The sequence below is a fragment of the Mycoplasma sp. 13536 genome (genome assembly GCF_055523495.1).
This window is the reverse complement of record NZ_JBVFVC010000001.1, coordinates 511241-533049: the sequence shown is the minus strand read 5'-3', so window position 1 is coordinate 533049 and position 21809 is coordinate 511241. Positions and strand designations below refer to the sequence as shown.

Here is a 21809-nt window from a genome sequence, read left to right as displayed (position 1 = left end):
ATTATACATTATTATCATTAGATTGGCAAAATGTTTCTCAAATAAACAATAATAACTTGGCTTATCGTTTCTTTCTCAATTGAAATATAACCTTGAATTGTATAAATATTATTTGATTCTAAAAATTTCTTTAATTCTTCACTATCTATTAAAATACCTTCATCAGTTAATTTATCTTGTACAATTAGATCAAATTTTTGAATTGAATTATTTATATTAGCATTAAATAAAAAATTATTTTCACTTAGTTTTTCATACGAAATATTTTGAATATATAATTCGTTTTTTAACTTATGAATATGCACGTTATAATATTCATAAGTTTTTAAAAAACTAATTTTATAAAGTAAAAATATAAAAATAGCAAAAATTAAGCAAAGCAGGAAAATACTTAAAGAATATTTCTTAAACAAGTTCATCTAAATTTACCTCATTACTATTTCCATCAAAAATATACCGACTACTATGACTAATTTCAATAACTAATTTGTTTGATAGTAAACTATTTAAACGATTTTTTAAGTCATTATAAGTATTAATACTTAAATTTTCAAAAGCTTCATCAAAAATAATTACATCATAATCACGTAAAAATAATTTAAGCAACTTAATAAATGCCAATTGTCCTTTTGACAAACTGTTAACCTGCTTGTCTAAAAAACAGCTTAAATCCAAATTAACACTTTTTAGAATAATATCTAAATTACTATTTTTTAGCAAATCAATAAATGAGTTTTTGTCATTAATTATTAAATAATCTTTCACAGATAAATGAAGATCGCTACGCTCAGAATTTAAATATAAAATTTGCTCTTTTAAACGTTCATTAAAAAACAAGTATGAAATTTTTTCATTCACAAATATTTCCCCTTTATTAAGGGGTAATAGTCCTGCTAGAAGTTTTGCAATGGTGCTTTTACCCTTACCATTTTTTCCAATAATTTTAACTTTATCTTGCAAGATTAAACGATCAATATTCACAATTGTAGGTAATAAATCTTGATACTTAAATTCAGCATATGTAAGTTGTAATGACTTAATTGTTTCATTAAATTTCGGAATAGTTAATTGATTTTTGGTATTTTTATCAAATATATCAATTGTTTTAATTTTTTGAGAATATTCAATATAAGAATCAAAACTTTGAAAAAACCCTTTAATCGGTCGGATAAATAAATTAATTGATGTTAAAAAATAAATAAAGTTAGAGTATTCCATTCTTTGATTCCAAATTTCATAAACCCCTATTATACTTATAAAAAGATGCAAGGACATTTCAATGATATTTTGAAAACTATTAAGATTGTTGTTGTGAATTTCAAAACTAAGTGATTTATCTTTAAAAGTTTTTGAATTTGTTTGTCAATCGAATAAAATTCTCTTAGTTAAATAATCTTCTTGTGCTTCTTTTAATGATTTTAAATAATTATCTAATTTGGTTTCTAAATGATATGAATTACCTTGAATTTTTAAATAATTTTTTTCATAAATTATTTTTTTAAAATAGCTAATAACTAAAATTAAAATACCAAAACAACATAAAATTAATAATAAAACTAAATTGATATTTCGTAATATTAGCAATGACACACAAAAACCGACACAATTGACGATAAAATTAGGCAAGAAAACTTCTTGAATATTGAGAATATAAAAAAGGTTGCCAAGCCTTGTTTTAATCTCAACATTAGGCATAATATTGAGCATGCCATAATTTTCTTTAGAAAATTTTTCTAAAGTAGCAAAAAGTTGCTGATATGAATAGTTATAAAAATAGTTACGCCTAATTTGGTAACTTAAAGTTTGGATTAAATAAATAAATAAAAAACTTATAAAAATTAATAATGCAATAATTATAACTTCATCTTTTAACTTATATGGAATAATAATATTTAAAATCCGTTTATTAATTCAAGGAACGAGGATGTAAATACCCAATTCAAATAATAATACAAATAGTAATATTATTTTTGTCTTGGAAAGTAAAAACAAACTATAATTGGTATCTTTATTATTACCTTGTTCTTTTATAGTTACACCTGTATGATTAACCAAAGTAGTATCTTTAAGAAATTCAATATATATACCTTTTGTTAGATCAGCAAATTCTGCAGTGGAAATTTTAGTTTTAGTTCCAAGTCCTGGATCATAATAAGTTATATATTTTGCATCTATTTTATTAATCAAAATCATATGGTTATAATTACCAGAACTTATAATAGCTCCAAATGGTAATTCATTGCTGGAAAGTTTACTAATTTCTTCGATGCTTGCTTTATAAGCATTAATGCTATAACCAAATTCTTTAAGCAACATATTATAATTGTTTAAACTAATTCCTTCTTGATTATATTTTGCTTTAAATTTTAATTCGTCAAGGGGAATATCTTCATATTTTTTATAACTTAAATACTCGCGAAATACATATAAAGAGCAATCTCATGGCGAAATTTGTTTTTTATCTTTAAACATATATTTACTAATAAAAATATTAGTAAAAAAGACAAATAAAAAACCAAACCTTTAAAATGGTTTGGTTTTACATTATAATCCTTTCATTGAAACATCTTGTCTTTGTTGAGTAGATGCAGCAAATAGTCCAAATGTAGAAAGTCCTAGTGTAGCAGCAACAACACTACCAGGTCATGCAAAAATTGATGCATTAAATTGTGTAACATTAGTATTGTATAATCTACGAGCAGCAGCAACTTCTCTTTCAAGGTAAACAATTTGTTCAGTTAATGTTTTGTAAGATTCAGAAGCCTTAAGTTCTGGGTAGTTTTCAGAAACAGCCATTAATCTACCAAATACTGAGTTATTTAGACCTTCTAATTCAGTTCTTTGTGCACTTGTTAGATTACTTGATGATCTGAAAGTTCTTAAACGAGCAATTTCAGAAAAAGTATCTTTTTCAAATTGTTTGTGTGATTGTACTACATCATATAACTTAACTAATGTATCAGATCTTTTAGCAAGTTGAACATCAATTGTTGATGCTGATTCATTAATGTAATTTTGTTGTTTTAAATATGCATTTCTTTTAACTAAAAAATATATTGCTGAAAAAATTAATAAACCTAAAACTCAAAATGCAATTTTAGCAGCTGTGCTAGATTGAGCAACTTTCTCACTATTATCTACATATGGGTTAAAACCTTCTTGGTTTTTGTTTTCTCTATTATTATATAAATTTGCCATAATTAATATAAATTATACATAAATTAATTATTTGTCAAACTTTTTATTTTAAATAATGTACGTTTTAATTTTGTTTCTAATTTACTAATATCAGAAGTATCTTGGTTGCCTTGGGCAATACGCTTTTCTAAAGCTTCTTTTTCGGCTAATTGTTTTTCAAGGTCAATTTCTGATAATTTTAAAATATCGTCAGTTATAATATCAATTTTCGAACCATTAGCGTAAACTAGCCCACCACCAATATAATATTTTTCTGAATTTTCATTAGATTCCCACCCAATTGTTAAAGTGCCTATTTCTATATTTGAAAATAAAGGTGATTTATTTGCTTGCAGTCCGATATAACCTGATGAAGTTTTTAATGTCACTATATCTGTCCAACCCTCATAATATATACCACTTGGAACAGTAATTTTTAAATATGTTTGAGCCATTTATTTTGTTTCTAGTGTTTTTTGATATCTAGAAATTACATCGTCAATGCTACCAGCATATCTAAATAATTCTTCAGGATAATCATCAAAATCACCCGATAAGATCATTTTAAAACTTCTAATGGTATCTGATAAAGGAACGTAAACCCCTTTAATACCAGAGAATTTTTCAGCAACTGTAAAAGGTTGAGATAAGAAATTACGAATTCTACGTGCTCTAGCAACTATTGCTTTATCTTCTTCGCTAAGTTCACCCATTCCTAAAATAGCAATAATATCTTGTAACTCTTTAAATCTTTGTAAGATTGAAACAACACCTTGTGATACTTCATAATGTTCTAATCCAACAATTAAAGGATCCAGTAAACGAGATGAAGAATTTAGTGGGTCAATGGCAGGATAAATCCCTAATGATGCAATCGTACGATCTAAAACTGTTTTGGCATCTAAGTGAGTAAAGGTCGTAGCAGGTGCTGGGTCAGTTAAATCATCTGCTGGAACATAAACAGCTTGTACAGATGTAATTGAACCACGATGTGTTGAAGTAATTCTTTCTTGCAAAGCACCCATTTCAGTTGCTAAAGTAGGTTGGTAACCAACAGCAGAAGGCATTCTTCCAAGTAAAGCTGATACTTCCGAACCGGCTTGGGTAAATCTAAAAATATTATCAATAAATAATAAAACATCTTGATTTCGTTTATCTCTAAAATATTCTGCCATAGTTAAACCACTAAGTGCAACACGCATTCTAGCGCCAGGCGATTCATTCATTTGTCCAAAAACTAAAGCTGTTTTATCTAAAACTTCAGCATGTTTCATTTCATGGTATAAATCATTGCCTTCACGGGTTCTTTCGCCAACACCCGCGAAAACAGAAAGTCCATTATGTTGTGTAGATATATTATTAATAAGTTCTTGTACTAAAACAGTTTTTCCAACTCCTGCTCCTCCAAAAAGACCAATTTTTCCACCTTTTACATACGGAATTAATAAGTCAATAACTTTAATACCAGTTTCCAAAATTTCCGAAGATGTTTTTTGTTCTTCGTAACTTGGTGGAGTTGCATGGATTGATGATTTTGGAACATCATTATCAAGTGGTAAATCATCAATTGGATTTCCAAGTACATCAAACATTCTTCCTAAAACTTTTTCACCAACTGGTACTTGAATTGGCATTCCAGTATCTAAAACAGTTAAACCTCTTTGTAATCCATTAATATCACACATTGCGATAGTACGAGCAGTTTCATCGCCAATATGCTGAGCTACTTCAAAGGTATATACTTTGCCTTCAAATTCTGTTTTAAGTGCATTTAGTAGTTTTGGCAACTTTCCTTCTTGGAATCTCACATCAACAACAGGACCTAAAATTTGAACTATTGTACCTTCGTTTCTAACCATAAAAACTCCTTTTTTTAAGTAGCATCTGCTCCTGAAACAATTTCAGTAATTTCTTGTGTAATTAAACTTTGACGCTGTCTATTAAATTCTAGTTGCAGATTTTGAATTAATTCTCCAGCATTATTAGTGGCATTTTCCATTGCATTACGCCTCGATGCAATTTCAGAAATTTTTGAACTAAACCCATGATTATATAATGTACTAGTTAAAAACAGTGGAACTGATTTAACAAGCACAGTTTCTGCATTTGGTTCAAACTCAATTAATTGTGATATTTTTGAACCAATCTTCTTTTTATCAATAACAAATGGAAATAATTGTAAATTTCGTGCTTCTTGTACTAAATTATTGATAAATTCTGTATATAAAAGATTTATAGCAGAAACTTTATTTTCTAAATACAAATCAAGTGAAACCTTAATAATTGTTGAACTTATATCATAACTTAATGAATCCCCAACATTACCAATAAACTTAATCACTTGATCCTTTAATTTAGAATTTTTTAATAAAACTACCCCCTTATCTCCGAGCACAATAATTTTATCTTCGGGTTTAATTTGTTCTTTAAGCAAATTAATAATATTGTAATTATATGATCCACAAAGTCCTAAATCGCTTGTAATAACAATATATAATTTGCCTTGTGCACTATTTTTAGGAAAAATTGAATACAGCTTACGAGGATCAACATTGTTAATCAAATCATTAAAGATATTTTTTAAAGTAGTTTGGTATGAATTTATACTAAAAAATTCATTTCTAAGGCGACGTAATTTTGAAGTTGACACTAGCTCCATAGCATTAGTGATTTTTTCTGTACTTTTTATAACATTAATACGGTTTTTTAATCCATTTAAGTTAGGCATTATTTGTACCTATATATTTTTTGGGCAATGATTCAAATTGTTTTTCATCATAGTTTGGAATAATTGAAATAATTGCTTTCACAATACGAACTAAATTTTGTTCAATAGCTGCATATGTTTCCTGTGATAAGATGCCAGTTGTTAAAATATCATTAGCAATATCAATTCCGCTTTGATCATGGGTAACTCAATCAATTACATTATCACGATATGATGTTATTTTATCAAAAGGTAGAGGGTTAATGATACGTTCTTTAACCCCAATTAATAATATTACTTGAATATAAGAGGGCAACAAAAAGTATTGATCTTGTTTTAAAAGGCGGTATACTTTTGCACCATGATCTAAAATTGATTTAGTTGAATTATCTAAACCAGAACCAAATTGAGCAAATGCTTGCATTTCATTATATTGAGCTAGTTCTAGTTTTAAAGAACCAACAACTTGTTTCATTGCCTTAGTTTGAGCAGCAGATCCAACCCTAGAGACTGAAAATCCAATATCAACAGCAGGGCGCTGACCTGCATTGAATAACGATTCTTTAGTAAAAATTTGTCCATCAGTAATCGAAATAACATTTGTAGGTATATATGCACTTATATCCCCTTGCTGAGTTTCTATAATTGGCAATGCAGTTATTGAACCTCCGCCATATTGTGAGTTTAAGCGAGCAGCTCTTTCTAAAAGTTGTGAATGCAAGTAAAAAACGTCCCCAGGGTAGGCCTCGCGTCCAGGTGGGCGGCGTAATAATAATGATAAAGTACGATAAGCAATCGCATGTTTAGATAAATCGTCATACACGATTAAAACGTCTTGTCCTTGCTTCATTCATTCTTCAGCAATGGTTGCTCCCGTATATGGTGCAATATATTGTTTTGGAGCTAATTCACTAGCACCAGCAACAACTATTGTTGTATATTCTAAGGCGCCTGCATCAGAAAGTTTCTGTACAATTTGTGCAACAGTCGAATTCTTTTGTCCGATTGCAACATATACACATTTTACATTTTTACCTTTTTGATTAATAATTGTGTCAATTGCAATTGAGGTTTTACCTGTTTGGCGATCACCAATAATTAATTCACGTTGTCCTTTGCCAATTGGAATCATAGCATCAATTGCTAAAATACCAGTTTCTAAAGGTTGATTTACTTCTTTACGCGTCATAACTCCTGAAGCAGTTTTAAATATTTCAGAAGTGTGGTTGTTGTTAATTGGTGCTTTACCATCTAAAGGCATACCTAATGCATCAATAACACGGCTCAGCATTTGGTCCCCAACTGGAACAGAAATGACTTGACCTGTACGGGATACAACATCACCTTCAGATACAGAATAAGCATCACCTAATAAAGCAATCCCCACAGTTTCATCCTCTAAATTTAAAGCCAGACCATAAATACCATTGCCAAAACGTACTAATTCAGAATACCTGACTTTTTCTAGTCCAGAAACTATTGCAATTCCATCACCAACTGAAACAACACGTCCGACTTCAGAACGATCAACTTTTGATCCTAAGTTTTTAATACGCTCTTTAATAATTTGTGAAATTTCATCTAATTTAAGAGGCATTATACCTCCTCTCTATTTCAAATAATTTGATTTTTTAGTTTTTGTAATTCTCTTTTATAGTTAAGTTCTAAAACCTCAGTGCGCGATACAATTTTAAAACCACTGATTAAGCTTTTATCAATATGGTTTGTAATTTTTATTGCACGCCTCGTGGTTTTTTGTAATTTTTCCTTAATTTCTTGTAATTGTTCATTATTTAAAGGAAAGGCCGAAATAACATCAATATACCTTATTTTTAAATGATGGTTTGATAGTTTTAAATATTCTATAATAATATTTTTTAAAATATTGACAGCTTTCCGTTGTACGATTACTTTTAGAGAATTAAGAATTATTCAATTAAAACCAGCAAAAGCTAAATCAATTGTTTTTAAACGTTCAGTTTCTGGAACACCATCATTTTTTAAATAATCAATAAATTCAGGATTTTGATTTAAGAATTCTTTAAGTAATTCAAAATATGGTTCGAGTTCTACAAATCTATCATCTTCTAAAACTAAATCAAAAATGGCAATAGCATATGCAGATGTATGAGTTTTACGAAACATTATAGTTCCTCAACATCTTTATCAGTATTTAAATATTGATTAATAATTTGATCTTGTGTAGTTTGTGTGATTTCTCTTTTGAGAATTTTTTCGGCTAACTCAGTTGCAATTTCTACAACATACCTACGTGAATTAAAGTCGAATTGTTTCTTTTGGTTTTCAATATCAATATTTGTTTCCTCTAATAATCGTTTTGACTCAGTCTTAGCACTATTTAAATATACTTCAGCTGTTTTTTCAGCTTTAATTTTTGCTTTAGAAATGATTTGTTCTGCTTGAATATGTGCATTTTTTAAACTTTGATTGGCTTCATTAAGTTTTAAAATGCTTTCTTGTTTTTGTTGTATTGAATCATCAATATTACTTTGAATAAATTGTTCACGTTCTTTCATTAATTTCTTAATTGGTTTATAAACTAAATAAAAAAGTAAACTACATACAATTATAAAAGCAAGAATTGTCGCAATCATTAAGGGTATACTTGGAAAGAGACCTGCAAAAAGGTCTTTAAATCTAGTTCCAAATTGTTCATTTACACTTGCTGATTGTTGTGCTTCACTATAATAAACCATTATTTAACCAACTATTTAGTAAATAAAATAATTAAGGCAATTAATAAAGAATAAATTGCAGTTGTCTCGGCAATACCAGCGCCTATAATAAGCATCAATCTAATTTTAGATTCAGCCTCAGGGTTACGACCAACAGCTTCACAAGCTTTTCCTGCTGCATATCCTTGGCCAATTCCAGCACCTAAGCAACCAATTGCAGCAATACCTGCACCAACACCTAATAATCCAGCACTAACACTTGAAGTTGATGCATTATTATTTGCAACTTGTGTTGCACTTTGAGTTGCCTCTTGTAATAAAGTTGTTACTTCTAACATAATAATCTCCTAATAAATTGCTTCTGTTTTTCTTCTAGTTCAATCCCTAAAAGATAATTTTCTACTTGTAGTTTGTTTTTTTGGTTTAATATCACTTGCTTCAGACACTCAATAAACTGAGGTTAATAAAGCAAAAATAAATGCCTGTAGCGTAGAACCAAAAATATCAAAATAAAAATGAAAGAATGGTGTAATAATAAGTGAAAAGAAATATAATTCTTGTCCATATCCAACTGAAAAAACTTTTTGTCACATAATTCCGCCAGAAACATAGGACATGGCTAAAATAGCAGCACCACCAATAATATTTCCATAGATCCGAAAACTTAATGAAACTAAGATAGATAACTTACCAATTAATTCAGTTGGAATTAATAATTTTGCATAAAATTTTCATTTACTATAAATAGTTCCAATAATAAGAACCCCAAACCATGTTAAAATAGCTAAAGAAAATGGAACAGAAAATGAGGTAACAATTGGTTCTAGTCCAAAGACAACAACACCATTCCCTATTAATAAAAAAGTTCCTAAACTTAAGATGTAAAATCTTGCAATTTTTAAATTATCTCCAGGGCCAGCAACAGCCTCATAAGTTTTCTCAATTGAACCCACGTAAGCTTCAGCAATTAAAACTATGCCTTTAGAAGCTTTTTGTGGATTTGTCTTTTTAACTTTTATATAGATTCAAACTGACAAAATTAGAACAATTATGACAGTTACAAACAATGAAACTAACTGCGGTTGACGTCAATTAAATAATGAATTTTTGATGTTTTCCATTCGTCACCTTTCTTTTAATTAAAATTACATGCACTATAATAGCAATTGCACTTAATGATAAACATGATATAAAACTAAATAAATTAATACGTCCATGAGCTCAATGCATGTTTGTATCTCCTAAATGAATTTGGTTTATCAATTTCATCAAATAAATCATTAAAAATAATAAACTAAAAAAAAACAACATTTTTAAGGGTAAAAGAAAATAGTAAATCTTTCTTCTCTGTAAAAATAATGATGTATAAATTAAAGCTGTTATCTTAAATAATAAATAAGATACTAATGATCCGAGGATAAACCCTAATGTAAGGTTAATTTTAAAAAATTCTATGATACTAAATACAAAACCAAGAAATAGAAATAGAATTCAAAAGATGAATTCAAATTTATTTCAAAATTGAATCATGCTTTTACTCATAATGTGCTTTGCTCCTATAATTTTAATACTTTTTAATAATTACATAATAACAAATTTATATTTTTTTAATATTGTTTTTTGGAAAAGTCACTTGCGAGATATTAACAAAATAATTGCGTTTTAATTTTAACATAAATTTTACATAAAAAATGTATGCGAAAACAGAAAACACGGCAGTGTTTTCTCGTTAGTTTTGCTTACTTTTGCCAAAAGTAAGGCCCCTTTGATTGCAATCAAAGGCGGGGGATTAAAAATTTCTTAGGTTATCTTATATTGCCGTACAACTTGCCGATAGTTATTTATTTTATCCATCATATAATCAATTTCTTGCTGAGAGTATTTATCTAGACTTTTTCCTTTGGGAATGTAATACCTAATTAAGCGGTGCATATTTTCTATTGAACCTTTTTGTCATGAACTATATGGTTGGCATTTAAATAATCTTTCAGTTGGAATGACCTGGTGCAATAAGACATTTTCACTACCATTATCAACTGTTAAAGTTTTAATCTCTAAGTTATGTTTCTTGATTAGTTTTAGAAGAGTTTGTTTTATAGCTTTGGAGTTGCGTTTTGAAAGCATAGCATAAGACATTCTGGTTTGCCGTTCGATCATGGTCACAATACAATAGGTATCATTGATTTTACCAATAACGGTGTCTAATTCAAAATGGCCGTGTTCAGTGCGATCATTAATATAAGCTGGACGTTTTGAAATTTCTGTAGCATATTTTAATGTTTTAGGTTTAGTTTGCTTCTTGTTGCTTATGCCATATTTGCCTTCAGATTTTTTAACAATATGGTCAAAATCAAGGAAATAAGGGTATTTTTTAATTATTTTATAAATTGTACTAGCTGAAGGAGCAAATTCATCAGGGGAGAATTTTTTAAAAGAATTAACAAGATAGGTAACTGATTTCTTAACTTCTTTTTGCTGCAAATTCTTTTTGTTTGTTTTTTGGAAAAGTCACTTGCGAGATATTAACAAAATAATTGCGTTTTAATTTTAACATAATTTTTAGATAAAAAAATGTATGAGAAAACAGAAAACACGGCAGTGTTTTCTCGTCGGTTTTGCTTACTTTTGTCAAAAGTAAGGCCCCTTTGATTGCAATCAAAGGCGGGGGATTAAAAAAATTTTAGATTATCTTATATTTCCGGACAACTTGTCGATAGTTATTTATTTTTTCCATCATATAATCAATTTCTTGCTGAGAGTATTTATCTAAGCTTTTTCCTTTGGGAATGTAATACCTAATTAAGCGGTGCATATTTTCTATTGAACCTTTTTGTCATGAACTATATGGTTGGCATTTAAATAATCTTTCAGTTGGAATTACCTGGTGCAATAAGACATTTTCACTACCATTGTCAACAGTTAAAGTTTTAATGTCTAAGTTATGTTTCTTGATTAGTTTGACAAGAGTTTGTTTTATAGCTGTGGAGTTACGTTTTGAGAGCATAGCATAAGACATTCTGGTTTGCCGTTCAATTATCGTCACAATACAATATGTATCATTGATTTTACCAATAACGGTGTCTAATTCAAAATGGCCGTGTTCAGAGCGATCATTAATATAAGCTGGACGTTTCGAAATTTCTGTAGCATATTTTAATGTTTTAGGTTTGGTTTGCTTCTTGTTCCTTATGCCATATTTACCTTCAGATTTTTTAACAATATGGTCAAAATCAAGGAAATAAGGGTATTTTTTGATTATTTTATAAATTGTACTAGGTGAAGGAGCAAATTCATCAGGGGATAATTTTTTAAAAGAATTAACAAGATAGGTAACTGATTTCTTAACTTCTTTTTGCTGCAAATTCTTTTTATTTCTATTTTTATTGTATGTATTAAGTTCACTATACCAATATTTTCTGTAGGCCTTTCATTTGTCTTTAATTGCATCACTTACAAAAAAGAGTCGTGAAAATGAATAGCCTAATAAATGTTCGTATAGCTTGGTGAAATTAAGGGTTTTAACCCGCATTACTCTTTTTGAACACTTAGGACAAACATAGCGATTGTGTTTATCTAAACTAAGTGGTCTGCGATTTGTAATAATTTGGATTTTACTTTTTATACTTCGAATGTCTCTGTTAAAAATTTTGGCTACTTCTTGGATTGAGAAGCCTTCAGAAAGTTCTTGTAAAATATTATAAAGTTGTTCTAGATCGATTTGATCTGATCGTAATTTTCGTTGTGTCCCAAGAGCTCCTTGCATTTTCAAGATAGTATTATGATTCTCTTCGATTTTAAAATGTTGATATTTATTTTCTTTTCGATATTTGTCAAAAACACAAATATATTTTTCTAAATTTTTCATATAATTTTAAAGTCTCCTTTCATTTTTTTAAAATTTATTAATACAACTATTTTATTACAAGGCAGACAAAAACAATGTCACATGCAAAAAAACTTGCATGTGACATTTCCAATTAATAATTTTTTTAATAATAAAATTAATTAATAATTTAACACTAAAAATCAACTTTAAAATAGGTAATTTTTATAAGTAAGTTAATTCCCTGTTACTATTTTAATACTATAATCTTAAATACATGTATAATATTTTTATGAATCTAGTTAATTTAAGAAAAAAAGAAAATCAAATACAACAACTAATTGCAAGTATTCTTGCATATGATTTAGATAATGTAAATATTTATGATCCAGTAGTTATGGAAGCAAAATTATCCTCAGATCTAGGTCTTGTTAAAGTATTTGTAACTTTAGCAAAAAGCGAGCAAAAAGGAATTATTGCCCTAAATAATGCTTCTGGTTACGTTCGCAAATTGTTATCTCAAACATTAGACTGAAGAAAAGTGCCAGAGGTAAGGTTTTATTTAGATACGGTTTCTAAAACTGGTAGTGAAATTGATAAAATATTACAAGAACTAAAAAAAGAAAATAAAAATTAAGAAAAGTTAACATTTAATGTTAACTTTTCTCTTATTGAATTGAAATAAATATTTTAATTTGTCTTGGCATGAGGAATAGTAACTGTTTGAGTATGACTTTGACCATTATGTTCATAAGTAACTGTTAATGTTCTGTTTCCTTCATCATAAATAGCGATTAGTTTTTTACTATTTTTAGTATATTTCTTTTCAAATTCTCCTTCGCTACCATCTTTTACATAAAAAACAGCATTAGTTCCCCCAGAGCTGGCAATTGAAAAGAATTTTTTAGTGCTTTTCTTACCTTTATATCATTGTAATTGCACCTCTTTGTTTTTTTCATATTTCGGTTTATACTGTGTTTTTACTTTATATGTATTTAACATATCATCAAATGTTTTCCCAAAATTCTCTTCAGTATTTAAAATTAATAAATCCAAATTATTTGTTTGGTTAGTATTTGAATCAGAAGATTTGTTTTCTGGGATTGATTCTTTATTCGTTTCCTCGTTTTTTATATTTTGTGTATCACCTGATGATTGCCCGTCTTGTTTTTCCGTAGATTCACTAGTTGTTGCACTATTTGAACGGGTTGAACTAGTTTGATTGTTTGTGCTTGTGCTGTCAGATTGTGAAGCTGAGCCGCCTGTGCTAGATCCTACAGAATCTTGTTCTGTTTGTGTTGATGTATCTGGTGTAGCTTCACTTGTAGATCCAGAACCAAAATTGCCTTGATTAGTTTTGCTAGTTTCAGAGTTTGCTTGTTCACTACCATTTGATGCATCAGAATTATCGGTGCTTCCAGTTGAGTCTTGAGTGCCAGGAGTTTGGACTTCTTGTTGTGCATTATTTTTCTCTTTATTATCAGTTGTTTCAGAATTCTCACTTAATTTATTCTTTTTAGTTTCTCCTTCATTTGTTTTTGTCGAACCATCTTCTTGTATATCAGATTCTCCGCTAATGGGTGGTATAAGTTGTGTTTCATCGGCTTTTTTAGATTTATCTTCACTAGTTAATGCATTATCAGAAAATTCTGTATTATTTGGAATTTCAAAATTTTGTGTGATTTCTTGATCACCAATGCGATATGTTATTGTTAAAATTCTAGTTGTTTCATCATATATTGATGGAATTTTTTGATCTTTTTTCCAAGGTGCTACAACTCCTTCTTTTACATATAAAACACCATTTTTACCTCTTGAAGCAGTAATAGAAAGGAATGGTATTCGCCTTTTTGTTGTAACAGTATACCATTGCAAGGTAATAATTTTATCTTGCTCAAATTTTGTTTTGTTTGAACTTTTTGACTTATATTGAGCTAACATATCATCAAAAATTTTACCAAAGTTTTGATCCTTGTTGTTTAAAAACAATATTCCTTGGTTAGTTTGCTCGTTATTTTTTGAATCAATGGTACCTTTATTTTTACCATCTAAACCTTGACCAGTATTTTCACGGTTTTCGTTAGTTTCTCTAGAATCAGTAGCTTCATCTTCTTTTTGAATTGGCGGTTCTGTTTTATCTTTACTATTATTTTTGTTATCATCTTTTGGTGCTGGCGTTTTATTATCCAGTTGGCGGTCTTTATTTTGATCCTTAGGTTGCTTAGGTTTTTGACGTTTTGGAATAATAAATTCTCTTGTATAGTTTTTATCACCCATTTGGTATGTTAATATTAATGATCTTGTTTCTTCATTAAAAGTTGCATTTACAATATAACCGTTTTCTCATCCTGTTGTCTTACCTTCTTTAACATAAAATAAGGCATATTTCTCATTTGAATTATCAAATGATAAATAAGGTTTAGAACGGCTTTGGTTTTTTCCGTATCATTTTAATTGAATTTCTTTTTTATTTTGGTTTTTTTCTTTGTTTTTAGTGTTTTTTATATACCCTTCGATCATATTATCAAATACATCACCAATATTTCCACCCATATCATTTAAAACTAGTAATTCATGTGCAGTTGAATCTTCTGATTCAACTGCGTTTTTGTTTTCTGTTTGATTGTCTTGATTATTTTTTGGTTCTGGTGATTTATCACTAGAATTTTCGCTACTATTATTTTTAGGTGTTGTATTTTCTTGTTTAGTTTGGGTTGTTTTAAATTCAAAAATTTGACTAAAAACTTCTTTTGAATAAATAAATTTGTCTCCATCTTTTGTTGCATATTTATAGTAAATTATTAATTTATCATCCTTAATTTCATAAGTAATTAGATAATTGGGTTCAGTTTGATTTCTATGATTTACAATAAAATAGTTGTTATTTGGATTATTAGCTCTAAAAACGGTTGTGGTTTCGTAATCTACATCAGCCCAATCAAACTCTTGATCTTTATCTCATGCAATGATAGATTTTTGGTATGTACTATAAAATAATTTTTGTTGGTTTGATACCACCTGTGATAAAAGATTATTATCACTTAAGGTAAATAAATTACGATTATCTTTCCCATATTTGTCTAACTCGTTTTGGATGTTTTGAGTAGTATTTTCAGAATCATTTTGATCATCTTTAAGTTTTCTATCTATATTTGTTACGCTATTACAACTTACAACAAAACCAATTGGCGCAAGTGCTAAGGTTAACTTTAAAAAGTGCTTTTTCATTGTTTCATTCCTCCCGTTTAAATAAGTATAGTTTCAAACTTAAAACAAAAGAAATAAAAACTTAGAAAAAATGGAATAAAAAATATTTGTTCAGCATTGTGGCAATTTTCCAGAATATACCATATTAATTTTATTATTTATTTGGAAAACAAACCTATCTAGATTATAATTGAAAGTTTTTAAAAATACCTTGACAAGTGCCAAGGTTCTTAATTGTATTGCAATTTTTGTTTATATGTGTCTTTTGTAAGATCTTTGATAAATTCAGTTAATAAATCAATTGTTGCTTGAATATCAACTAAAGATGAAACACCAATAGGGCTATGAAGATATCTTTGAGGAATTGAAATAGTCATTACAGCCGCTCCACCTGGTGCAAATTGTAATTCAGCAGCATCAGTTCCACCGCCACCAGCAACATATTTATAAGCTGGAATATTTTTCTCTTTAGAAATTTCAAATAAATATTTAATTAATTTTGGATCTGGTAACGTTCCTCCATCTTTAACTAAAATACTTACACCTTTTCCTAATACTGGTGTACCTTCTTTGGCGCCAGTTGTATCATGTGCGGCGCCAGTGTCTAAGGCAAAGGCAATATCAGGGTTAATAAGTTGTACAGCAGTCCTTGCTCCTCTAGTTCCAACTTCTTCTTGAACTGTACCTACTAAATATACATCGCATTCTAATTCTAAATCTACAATATTATTAGCAATAAATTCTAGTGCTGTAACACCAGCGCGGTTATCCATTGCTTTACCACCTACTAAATTATTAGCTAAGTTAATTGTCTCACCAGTCATTAAAATTTGATCACCAATATTAATGTTATTGTCTTGAACTTCTTGTTTAGTTTTAAATCCTAAATCAACATATAATTCATCATTAGTCATGGCTGATTTATACTTTTCATTAGTAATAATGTGAATGCTTGTATGCCCAAAGACTCCAGTAAATCTTTGGTTAGTTTCTGATGATATAACAATAGCTTTTGTTCCAATCACTGTGGAAGGTCAAATTCCTCCAATTGGTGTTACCATTAAATTTCCATTATCTTTAATACTACGTATCATATAGCCAACCTCATCCATATGGGCTGCAATCATTACTTTAGGTACATTTGGTTTATTTGATTTTTTATAAAAAATCACTGAACCAAGTTTGTCTCGTGAAATTTTAAACGTTCCAGGTTTAATTCCTGATTTTAAGCTATTCACAATAGTTTCTTCAAATCGAGAAATTCCTGATAGTTCCATATAATGTTTTAAACGTTCAAATAATATTTGATATTTAATATCCATTTTACCTCCTATTATGTAAAAATAATTAAAAAGCTGATTTATAATCAGCTATATATAATTTATTTGGTGCCTTAGACAGGACTTGAACCTGCACGGATTGCTCCAGCGGATTTTGAGTCCGCAGCGTCTACCATTCCACCACTAAGGCAAAATTAAAGCAAATTAGTAATTGCTATATAATCTTTTATAGTTTTTTTGATTCTTAAAAAAGTAAGCTTCAAATAACTCATTATAATTATACCCTAACATTTCAAAACAACCTAATGCTATTTCAAAAGAAATTTGAATATTTTCTTGACTAGGACTTTTTAAAATATCACTAATATTTATAAATAAATTTTTGAACTGTAAGTTTAGATCATTATACTCATTAACCTTTGGAGTCAAAGTATATGGAACGTTATGTTGGTATGATAAACTAATAAAAAAATGAAGCAAGTCCACAAATTCTTCTAAAATTTTGTGTTTTGAAATATTTTTATTTTGTTTTCAATATTTAAAGGATTGAACTTCATTAACAAATTCACCAGCCTCAACTATTAGAGCAAGAGTACGCTGCAAGATAATTTCTTTTTTATTTAAATTAGGTGATAAAGATTCTTGTTTTTTTTCGATCTTTTCATCTAATTTTTTTTGCATTTCAAATAATTGAATCAAATTCATAAGTTAACTTTATTATACTATTTTTGTGAATTTTCATAATATATTTTTATATGAGTGTTGGAACGTGTCCAATGACAACTATTTAGGCCCATATATAAATCCCATGGAAAGTGAACTAATTTAATTAAAATATGGTATAAATTATTTATGAGAATCAAACATAACATAGATAAGTACAAAAACTTAACAAACTACGAACTAAAAAAATAGCAATCTCTCATATTAATTGCTGCTAATATTGAAAAATCTTTATCTCAACTTAGTTTAATTACAAACCTTAGTGTATCAACTGTAAAAAGATATAAAAAAATAATAAAAAGTAATCAAGAAATTGACATCAGTCATAAAAATAAAAATCAACAAAGAAGTTGCAAAGTTACAGATTCAGAAATTGAATTAGTGTTTAAAGATTATTTAAAAACATGTGAAATTATTTTAAATAGCATTCTAACAAATAACCGACTTTCGTTTAAAAGTTATTATTATTCAGAATATGGTTCTTTTATAAGGCAAAAAATTTCTTACAAAACTTTGGTAAGAAGATTCAACCAATTAGGATTATTTAATATACATACAACCAAAAGAGGAAGAAAAATAGCAAAATTATCAAAGAAGAAAACTTCACAAGAGACAACATTGCTATTAAAAAAATATTATAAACAAATTAAACAAAATGAAAAACAAAGACAAGTTTTGGGTCTAAAGAAAAATTTAGAATTTGGTGAAATTGTTGAAATCGATGCTCAGCTTGAACCATATTTAAAAAATAATAAACCATTCTATCTTTATCATGCAATTGATGTTGCCACTGGAACATTATTAGCAGCATGATTTGAAGAACAAGAAACAACATTAGGATATCAAAGACTGTTAGAAATAGTATTTAAGAAATATGGATTTCCAAAGAAAATTTATACTGATAAAAGAAGAACTTTTTGGGGAAACGAAAACACACAAACAATTTTTGAAAAAGATTTAAATAAAAAAGGAATAGAAGTACTCAGTTCATCTAATCCCAAACATAAACCACACGTTGAGAGATCTTTTAGAACATCATTAGATCAATACCCATTATTAATTCATGAAAACGGATATAAAGATATTAATGATTTAAAGCAAAATAACGAAGTATTTCAAAATTATTACAACACGAGGAATAAAAAAATAATTTCTAAACATAATGTCTTTCAAAAAGAAGGAAAGAAAAACGGCAATTGAGCCGTTGATTTAGAGATTAATAGAAAAGTTTTAAATGGTGTTGTTAGATACCAAGGTAAAAACCTTGCAGCTTTCGATATGCATGACAAAAGGATTATATTTCCTTATAATTCTGATGTTGTGTTAGTACATTCTTCTGATGATAATTTGTATTTTAAATATAATGGAAAAAAATACTTTGCCAAAGAACCTAATGGAAAATATCTAAGCTTTACAGAAATGTGAGCTCTTGAGAAAGGTTTAGATTATTCTATCCCTGCCGTTGGAAAACTAGCATTTATCCATAAGAAAACAAACTCATTTTTTAAAACTCTTGAATTATACATCTCAAAGTTTAATAGTGTCTCTGTGAATGCACAAGGAAATAACCTTGAAGCCAATAAGATTATGGCCGAGTATTTAGAGATACTTCGAACATTACACAGAAGCATCAATGATGAAATAAAAATTGATGCATATTAATTTTAATATTTTTTAATAAAAAAGAAAATAATAAAAATAGAAAACACGGGACGTGTTTTCTGGGAGTTTTGCTTACTTTTTCAAAAGTAAGGCCCCTTTGATTGCAATCAAAGGCGGGGGGTTTAAAAATCTTTTTGTTTCATTTTGAAATTTTATAGTTAATTTAACAATATACATAATTATGTCTTGATTTTTTAGACAGTAAAAATATCAAAAAATATATAAATTTTCCAATTTAGTTGCAAAAGAAGAAAAAATTTTTTTCTTTGTTTTTTCATTATTTTTTTTTGGAACAAAAGCATCATAATATAAATCAAAAAATAAAAAAATGATTAACCCCAACAGTCTGGGCAGAAAATTAAAAATGTAGTTCAAAAAAGTAGTTATTCTACATTAGGCTTGTAAACAATTTTTAAAAATTTTTGTGTTTGTTTTTTGGAAAAGTCGTTTGCGAGTTATTAACAAAATAATTATGCTTTAATTTTATCATAATTTTTTACTTAAAAAAGATATGGGAAAATAGAAAACACTTAGTGTTTTCTCGTTTGTTTTGCTTACTTTTGTCAAAAGTAAGGCACCTTTAATTGCTATTAAGGGTGGGGAGATTAAAAATATTTTGGTTTGCTTTGGTGTTTCACCAAACGAAAGTCCTGCTTGGCTTCATTTGATTACTTGTTCTTTGTTAGTTTGTTGGAACATAACTATGCTCCTTCCAAGCCTCAATGGACAAGTAACTATAAAACTGCTCATTTTCAGGCAATAAAAAAGAGTCATAGCGGTTAAGCTACAACTCAATTTTGAAATCAACTTAATTTTTGCTACCATTTCCTTGATAACTGCTGTTATTCGGATTATGCTGATTTGCATAATGATTTAATTGCTGCTTAGTGTGTGTATTACTAGAAACTTTGTGTCCTTTTGACATTTTATAACCTCCTATTATTCTTGTTCATATATTTCATATTTATTTCTTGTGCCTCTGACACGCTTGGCTAGATATCTAGTGCCATTTGCCGCCCAATGAGGAAATAAATCATCTTTTTCTTCATTGGTATCACGATGGCAAATTATAATGTTTTCTAGAATATCGCTTCCGCCTTTGGCAAGTGGTCTAATATGGTCTATAGTTGGAAAAAACTTGCTATCTGGATTACCACAAGCCGACTTTTTTATAAGCCTCCCTGCGTAATCTTCAAGCTCAGTTCTATTTCCAAATACCTTATTTCACACTTCGATAGTATTGTACTTTGACATTTTGATTACCTCCATTAATTTTCAAGGAGTTCATTATTCATTACTAAATGGTTTTTAATATCAATGATTTTATTATGAATCTCATTTAACTTTTCAATTTTCGCTTGGATTTCAACATCCTTTGATTTAACGTCAACTCGGATAATATTTGTTGCTACTACATCACAATGATCTCTATAGTTAAAAAAATCGAAAGTTATGATATCCTTTTCTTCACTTATATGATAATATCTCAAAACATCGGCTATTACGTCTTGAAAACTCCTATTTACATGTGGATTTTTTTCAATTAGTTGAGCCACTTTAAGAATCTCATTTTTTAGAGCGGTATAAGTGTTTTTGTTATGTGAAATTGCCACATCAAGTAGCATTGATGCTTTACTATTACACATTTTTACAGCATGAATAATGAGTTTATCAAAGAAAGGATATAACCATAAAAATTTTCTCTCTTCTTTCCGATACGACACCACCACATACTCTTCACAAAAATAACTGATAACTTTTTTAGACTTCGATTGTAAAATCACATCAATGAATGTTTCGTCATAATAATCGCCAAAATTAAGTTCTCTTGGACAATATCTAAACATATAGGTAGACATGGTATGTTGAGGAGGTATTTCTCTTGCCCTCATTTTCTCCAACACATCACAATCACCATTTTCTAAAGCCATTGAAATAATTTGAGTTCTCAGAATCTTGTTTTCGTAAAATGCATCCTCAAGGGTTTTTGCTTCGTATGGTCTTGTTTTTATGGATGTTCCAGCACCAAAATTAAAGTCACCATTCCAGCTTTCGTCTGAAATTAAAGCTATATAACCATTTTCTATTAAAAACTTAATAAAACCATAATTTTTGAATTCAATAGCGTAGTCAACAACCGTTTTACCAAATTCATCTGCATATGCTGCAATACAGTCCTCTCGATTAATATATTCAATCCAATCTTGTTTATTTTTTGAAAAGGCTATATTGTAGTTGGTTCGTCTATTAATTATTGGTGTAAAATATGATCCTGCACTAAGCATTTGTTCACAAGATACATCTAACAGCCTAGAGAATATTGGCAAGTCGTAAGTTTGAATACCTTTTTTTCCTTTGAGTATTTGTGAAAGCCTATTTGTCATTTTTCTTATTTCACCACTACGCAAGTCTTCTGGATCTACCGCCAAATCAACATAAGCTTTACAAAACTGCCTATCTGAAGGATATTTTGATGAAATTAACTTTTTTAAATAAGCACCAATTTCTTTATTTGATCTAAGTTTAAACATGCT

The 21809-nt window shown here is 28.6% G+C and carries 22 protein-coding genes and 1 tRNA gene; 2 read left to right on the top strand and 21 right to left on the bottom strand.

Features of this window, described 5'->3' with window-relative positions:
- Window positions 1-17: 17 nt before the first annotated feature.
- From AC0B4N_RS02145 to AC0B4N_RS02080, 14 genes are all read right to left on the bottom strand, one after another.
- The gene (locus AC0B4N_RS02145) at window positions 18-419 is read right to left on the bottom strand and encodes an MAG1140 family protein (protein ID WP_465102236.1); all 402 of its coding nucleotides are present in this window, start codon (window positions 417-419) and stop codon (window positions 18-20) included.
- Window positions 406-2472: an Mbov_0121 family peptidase domain-containing ABC transporter gene (locus tag AC0B4N_RS02140; RefSeq protein WP_465102235.1), complete on the bottom strand. Its 2067-nt coding sequence runs from the start codon at window positions 2470-2472 to the stop codon at window positions 406-408. The genes AC0B4N_RS02145 and AC0B4N_RS02140 overlap by 14 nt, the downstream gene beginning before the upstream one ends.
- Window positions 2473-2544: 72 nt before the next feature.
- Complete coding sequence (locus AC0B4N_RS02135; RefSeq protein WP_465102234.1) at window positions 2545-3198, bottom strand: LemA family protein; 654 nt, start codon at window positions 3196-3198, stop codon at window positions 2545-2547.
- Window positions 3199-3221: 23 nt separating this feature from the next.
- Window positions 3222-3632 carry a F0F1 ATP synthase subunit delta/epsilon gene (locus AC0B4N_RS02130; protein ID WP_465101401.1) on the bottom strand — a complete coding sequence of 137 codons (411 nt, stop codon included), beginning with the start codon at window positions 3630-3632 and terminating at the stop codon, window positions 3222-3224.
- The gene (gene atpD, locus AC0B4N_RS02125; protein ID WP_465102233.1) at window positions 3633-5036 is read right to left on the bottom strand and encodes a F0F1 ATP synthase subunit beta; all 1404 of its coding nucleotides are present in this window, start codon (window positions 5034-5036) and stop codon (window positions 3633-3635) included.
- 14 nt (window positions 5037-5050) lie between these two features.
- A complete protein-coding gene (gene atpG, locus AC0B4N_RS02120; protein ID WP_465102232.1) occupies window positions 5051-5905 on the bottom strand; it encodes an ATP synthase F1 subunit gamma in 855 nt (284 codons plus the stop codon).
- A complete protein-coding gene (gene atpA / locus AC0B4N_RS02115; RefSeq protein ID WP_465102231.1) occupies window positions 5898-7481 on the bottom strand; it encodes a F0F1 ATP synthase subunit alpha in 1584 nt (527 codons plus the stop codon). Before atpA ends, atpG begins: the two co-directional genes overlap by 8 nt.
- On the bottom strand, window positions 7481-8029 hold the full coding sequence (gene atpH / locus AC0B4N_RS02110) for an ATP synthase F1 subunit delta (RefSeq protein WP_465102230.1): 549 nt from the start codon (window positions 8027-8029) through the stop codon (window positions 7481-7483). Before atpH ends, atpA begins: the two co-directional genes overlap by 1 nt.
- A complete protein-coding gene (gene atpF / locus AC0B4N_RS02105) occupies window positions 8029-8601 on the bottom strand; it encodes a F0F1 ATP synthase subunit B (protein WP_465102229.1) in 573 nt (190 codons plus the stop codon). Before atpF ends, atpH begins: the two co-directional genes overlap by 1 nt.
- A gap of 11 nt (window positions 8602-8612) precedes the next feature.
- A complete protein-coding gene (gene atpE / locus AC0B4N_RS02100; protein ID WP_465102228.1) occupies window positions 8613-8918 on the bottom strand; it encodes an ATP synthase F0 subunit C in 306 nt (101 codons plus the stop codon).
- A 9-nt stretch (window positions 8919-8927) separates the two neighbouring features.
- Window positions 8928-9701 (bottom strand): F0F1 ATP synthase subunit A, encoded by a 774-nt coding sequence (locus AC0B4N_RS02095; RefSeq protein ID WP_465102227.1) that lies wholly within the window; start codon window positions 9699-9701, stop codon window positions 8928-8930.
- Window positions 9673-9810: a hypothetical protein gene (locus AC0B4N_RS02090; protein ID WP_465102226.1), complete on the bottom strand. Its 138-nt coding sequence runs from the start codon at window positions 9808-9810 to the stop codon at window positions 9673-9675. The genes AC0B4N_RS02095 and AC0B4N_RS02090 overlap by 29 nt, the downstream gene beginning before the upstream one ends.
- Window positions 9811-10380: 570 nt before the next feature.
- A complete protein-coding gene (locus AC0B4N_RS02085) occupies window positions 10381-11109 on the bottom strand; it encodes an IS30 family transposase (RefSeq protein WP_465102225.1) in 729 nt (242 codons plus the stop codon).
- 151 nt (window positions 11110-11260) lie between these two features.
- Window positions 11261-12445 carry an IS30 family transposase gene (locus tag AC0B4N_RS02080; RefSeq protein WP_465102224.1) on the bottom strand — a complete coding sequence of 395 codons (1185 nt, stop codon included), beginning with the start codon at window positions 12443-12445 and terminating at the stop codon, window positions 11261-11263.
- Window positions 12446-12695: 250 nt separating this feature from the next.
- Here AC0B4N_RS02080 and rbfA point away from each other — a divergent pair, with 250 nt between their 5' ends.
- Window positions 12696-13040 (top strand): 30S ribosome-binding factor RbfA, encoded by a 345-nt coding sequence (rbfA, locus tag AC0B4N_RS02075; protein WP_465101392.1) that lies wholly within the window; start codon window positions 12696-12698, stop codon window positions 13038-13040.
- A 53-nt stretch (window positions 13041-13093) separates the two neighbouring features.
- Here the strand turns inward: rbfA and AC0B4N_RS02070 are convergent, their stop codons facing one another.
- The 4 genes from AC0B4N_RS02070 to AC0B4N_RS02055 all read right to left on the bottom strand — a co-directional run bounded on the left by AC0B4N_RS02070 (window position 13094) and on the right by AC0B4N_RS02055 (window position 17595).
- Window positions 13094-15631 carry a hypothetical protein gene (locus tag AC0B4N_RS02070; protein WP_465102223.1) on the bottom strand — a complete coding sequence of 846 codons (2538 nt, stop codon included), beginning with the start codon at window positions 15629-15631 and terminating at the stop codon, window positions 13094-13096.
- Between the two features lie 209 nt (window positions 15632-15840).
- Complete coding sequence (locus AC0B4N_RS02065; RefSeq protein WP_465102222.1) at window positions 15841-16932, bottom strand: M42 family metallopeptidase; 1092 nt, start codon at window positions 16930-16932, stop codon at window positions 15841-15843.
- 64 nt (window positions 16933-16996) lie between these two features.
- A tRNA-Leu gene (locus AC0B4N_RS02060) sits at window positions 16997-17080 on the bottom strand.
- A gap of 14 nt (window positions 17081-17094) precedes the next feature.
- On the bottom strand, window positions 17095-17595 hold the full coding sequence (locus AC0B4N_RS02055) for a dUTP diphosphatase (RefSeq protein WP_465102221.1): 501 nt from the start codon (window positions 17593-17595) through the stop codon (window positions 17095-17097).
- Window positions 17596-17994: 399 nt separating this feature from the next.
- On the opposite strand from AC0B4N_RS02055, the gene AC0B4N_RS02050 reads away from it, so the two are divergent.
- Window positions 17995-19275, top strand: a complete 1281-nt coding sequence (locus AC0B4N_RS02050) for a transposase family protein (protein WP_465102220.1) — start codon at window positions 17995-17997, stop codon at window positions 19273-19275.
- 483 nt (window positions 19276-19758) lie between these two features.
- On the opposite strand, the gene AC0B4N_RS02045 is transcribed toward AC0B4N_RS02050, so the two are convergent.
- The 3 genes from AC0B4N_RS02045 to AC0B4N_RS02035 form a co-directional block, all read right to left on the bottom strand.
- Window positions 19759-20142, bottom strand: a complete 384-nt coding sequence (locus AC0B4N_RS02045; RefSeq protein WP_465102219.1) for a hypothetical protein — start codon at window positions 20140-20142, stop codon at window positions 19759-19761.
- Window positions 20143-20214: 72 nt separating this feature from the next.
- Window positions 20215-20529 (bottom strand): HNH endonuclease, encoded by a 315-nt coding sequence (locus AC0B4N_RS02040; RefSeq protein WP_465101385.1) that lies wholly within the window; start codon window positions 20527-20529, stop codon window positions 20215-20217.
- Between the two features lie 14 nt (window positions 20530-20543).
- Window positions 20544-21806 (bottom strand): hypothetical protein, encoded by a 1263-nt coding sequence (locus AC0B4N_RS02035; protein ID WP_465102218.1) that lies wholly within the window; start codon window positions 21804-21806, stop codon window positions 20544-20546.
- Window positions 21807-21809 lie beyond the last annotated feature (3 nt).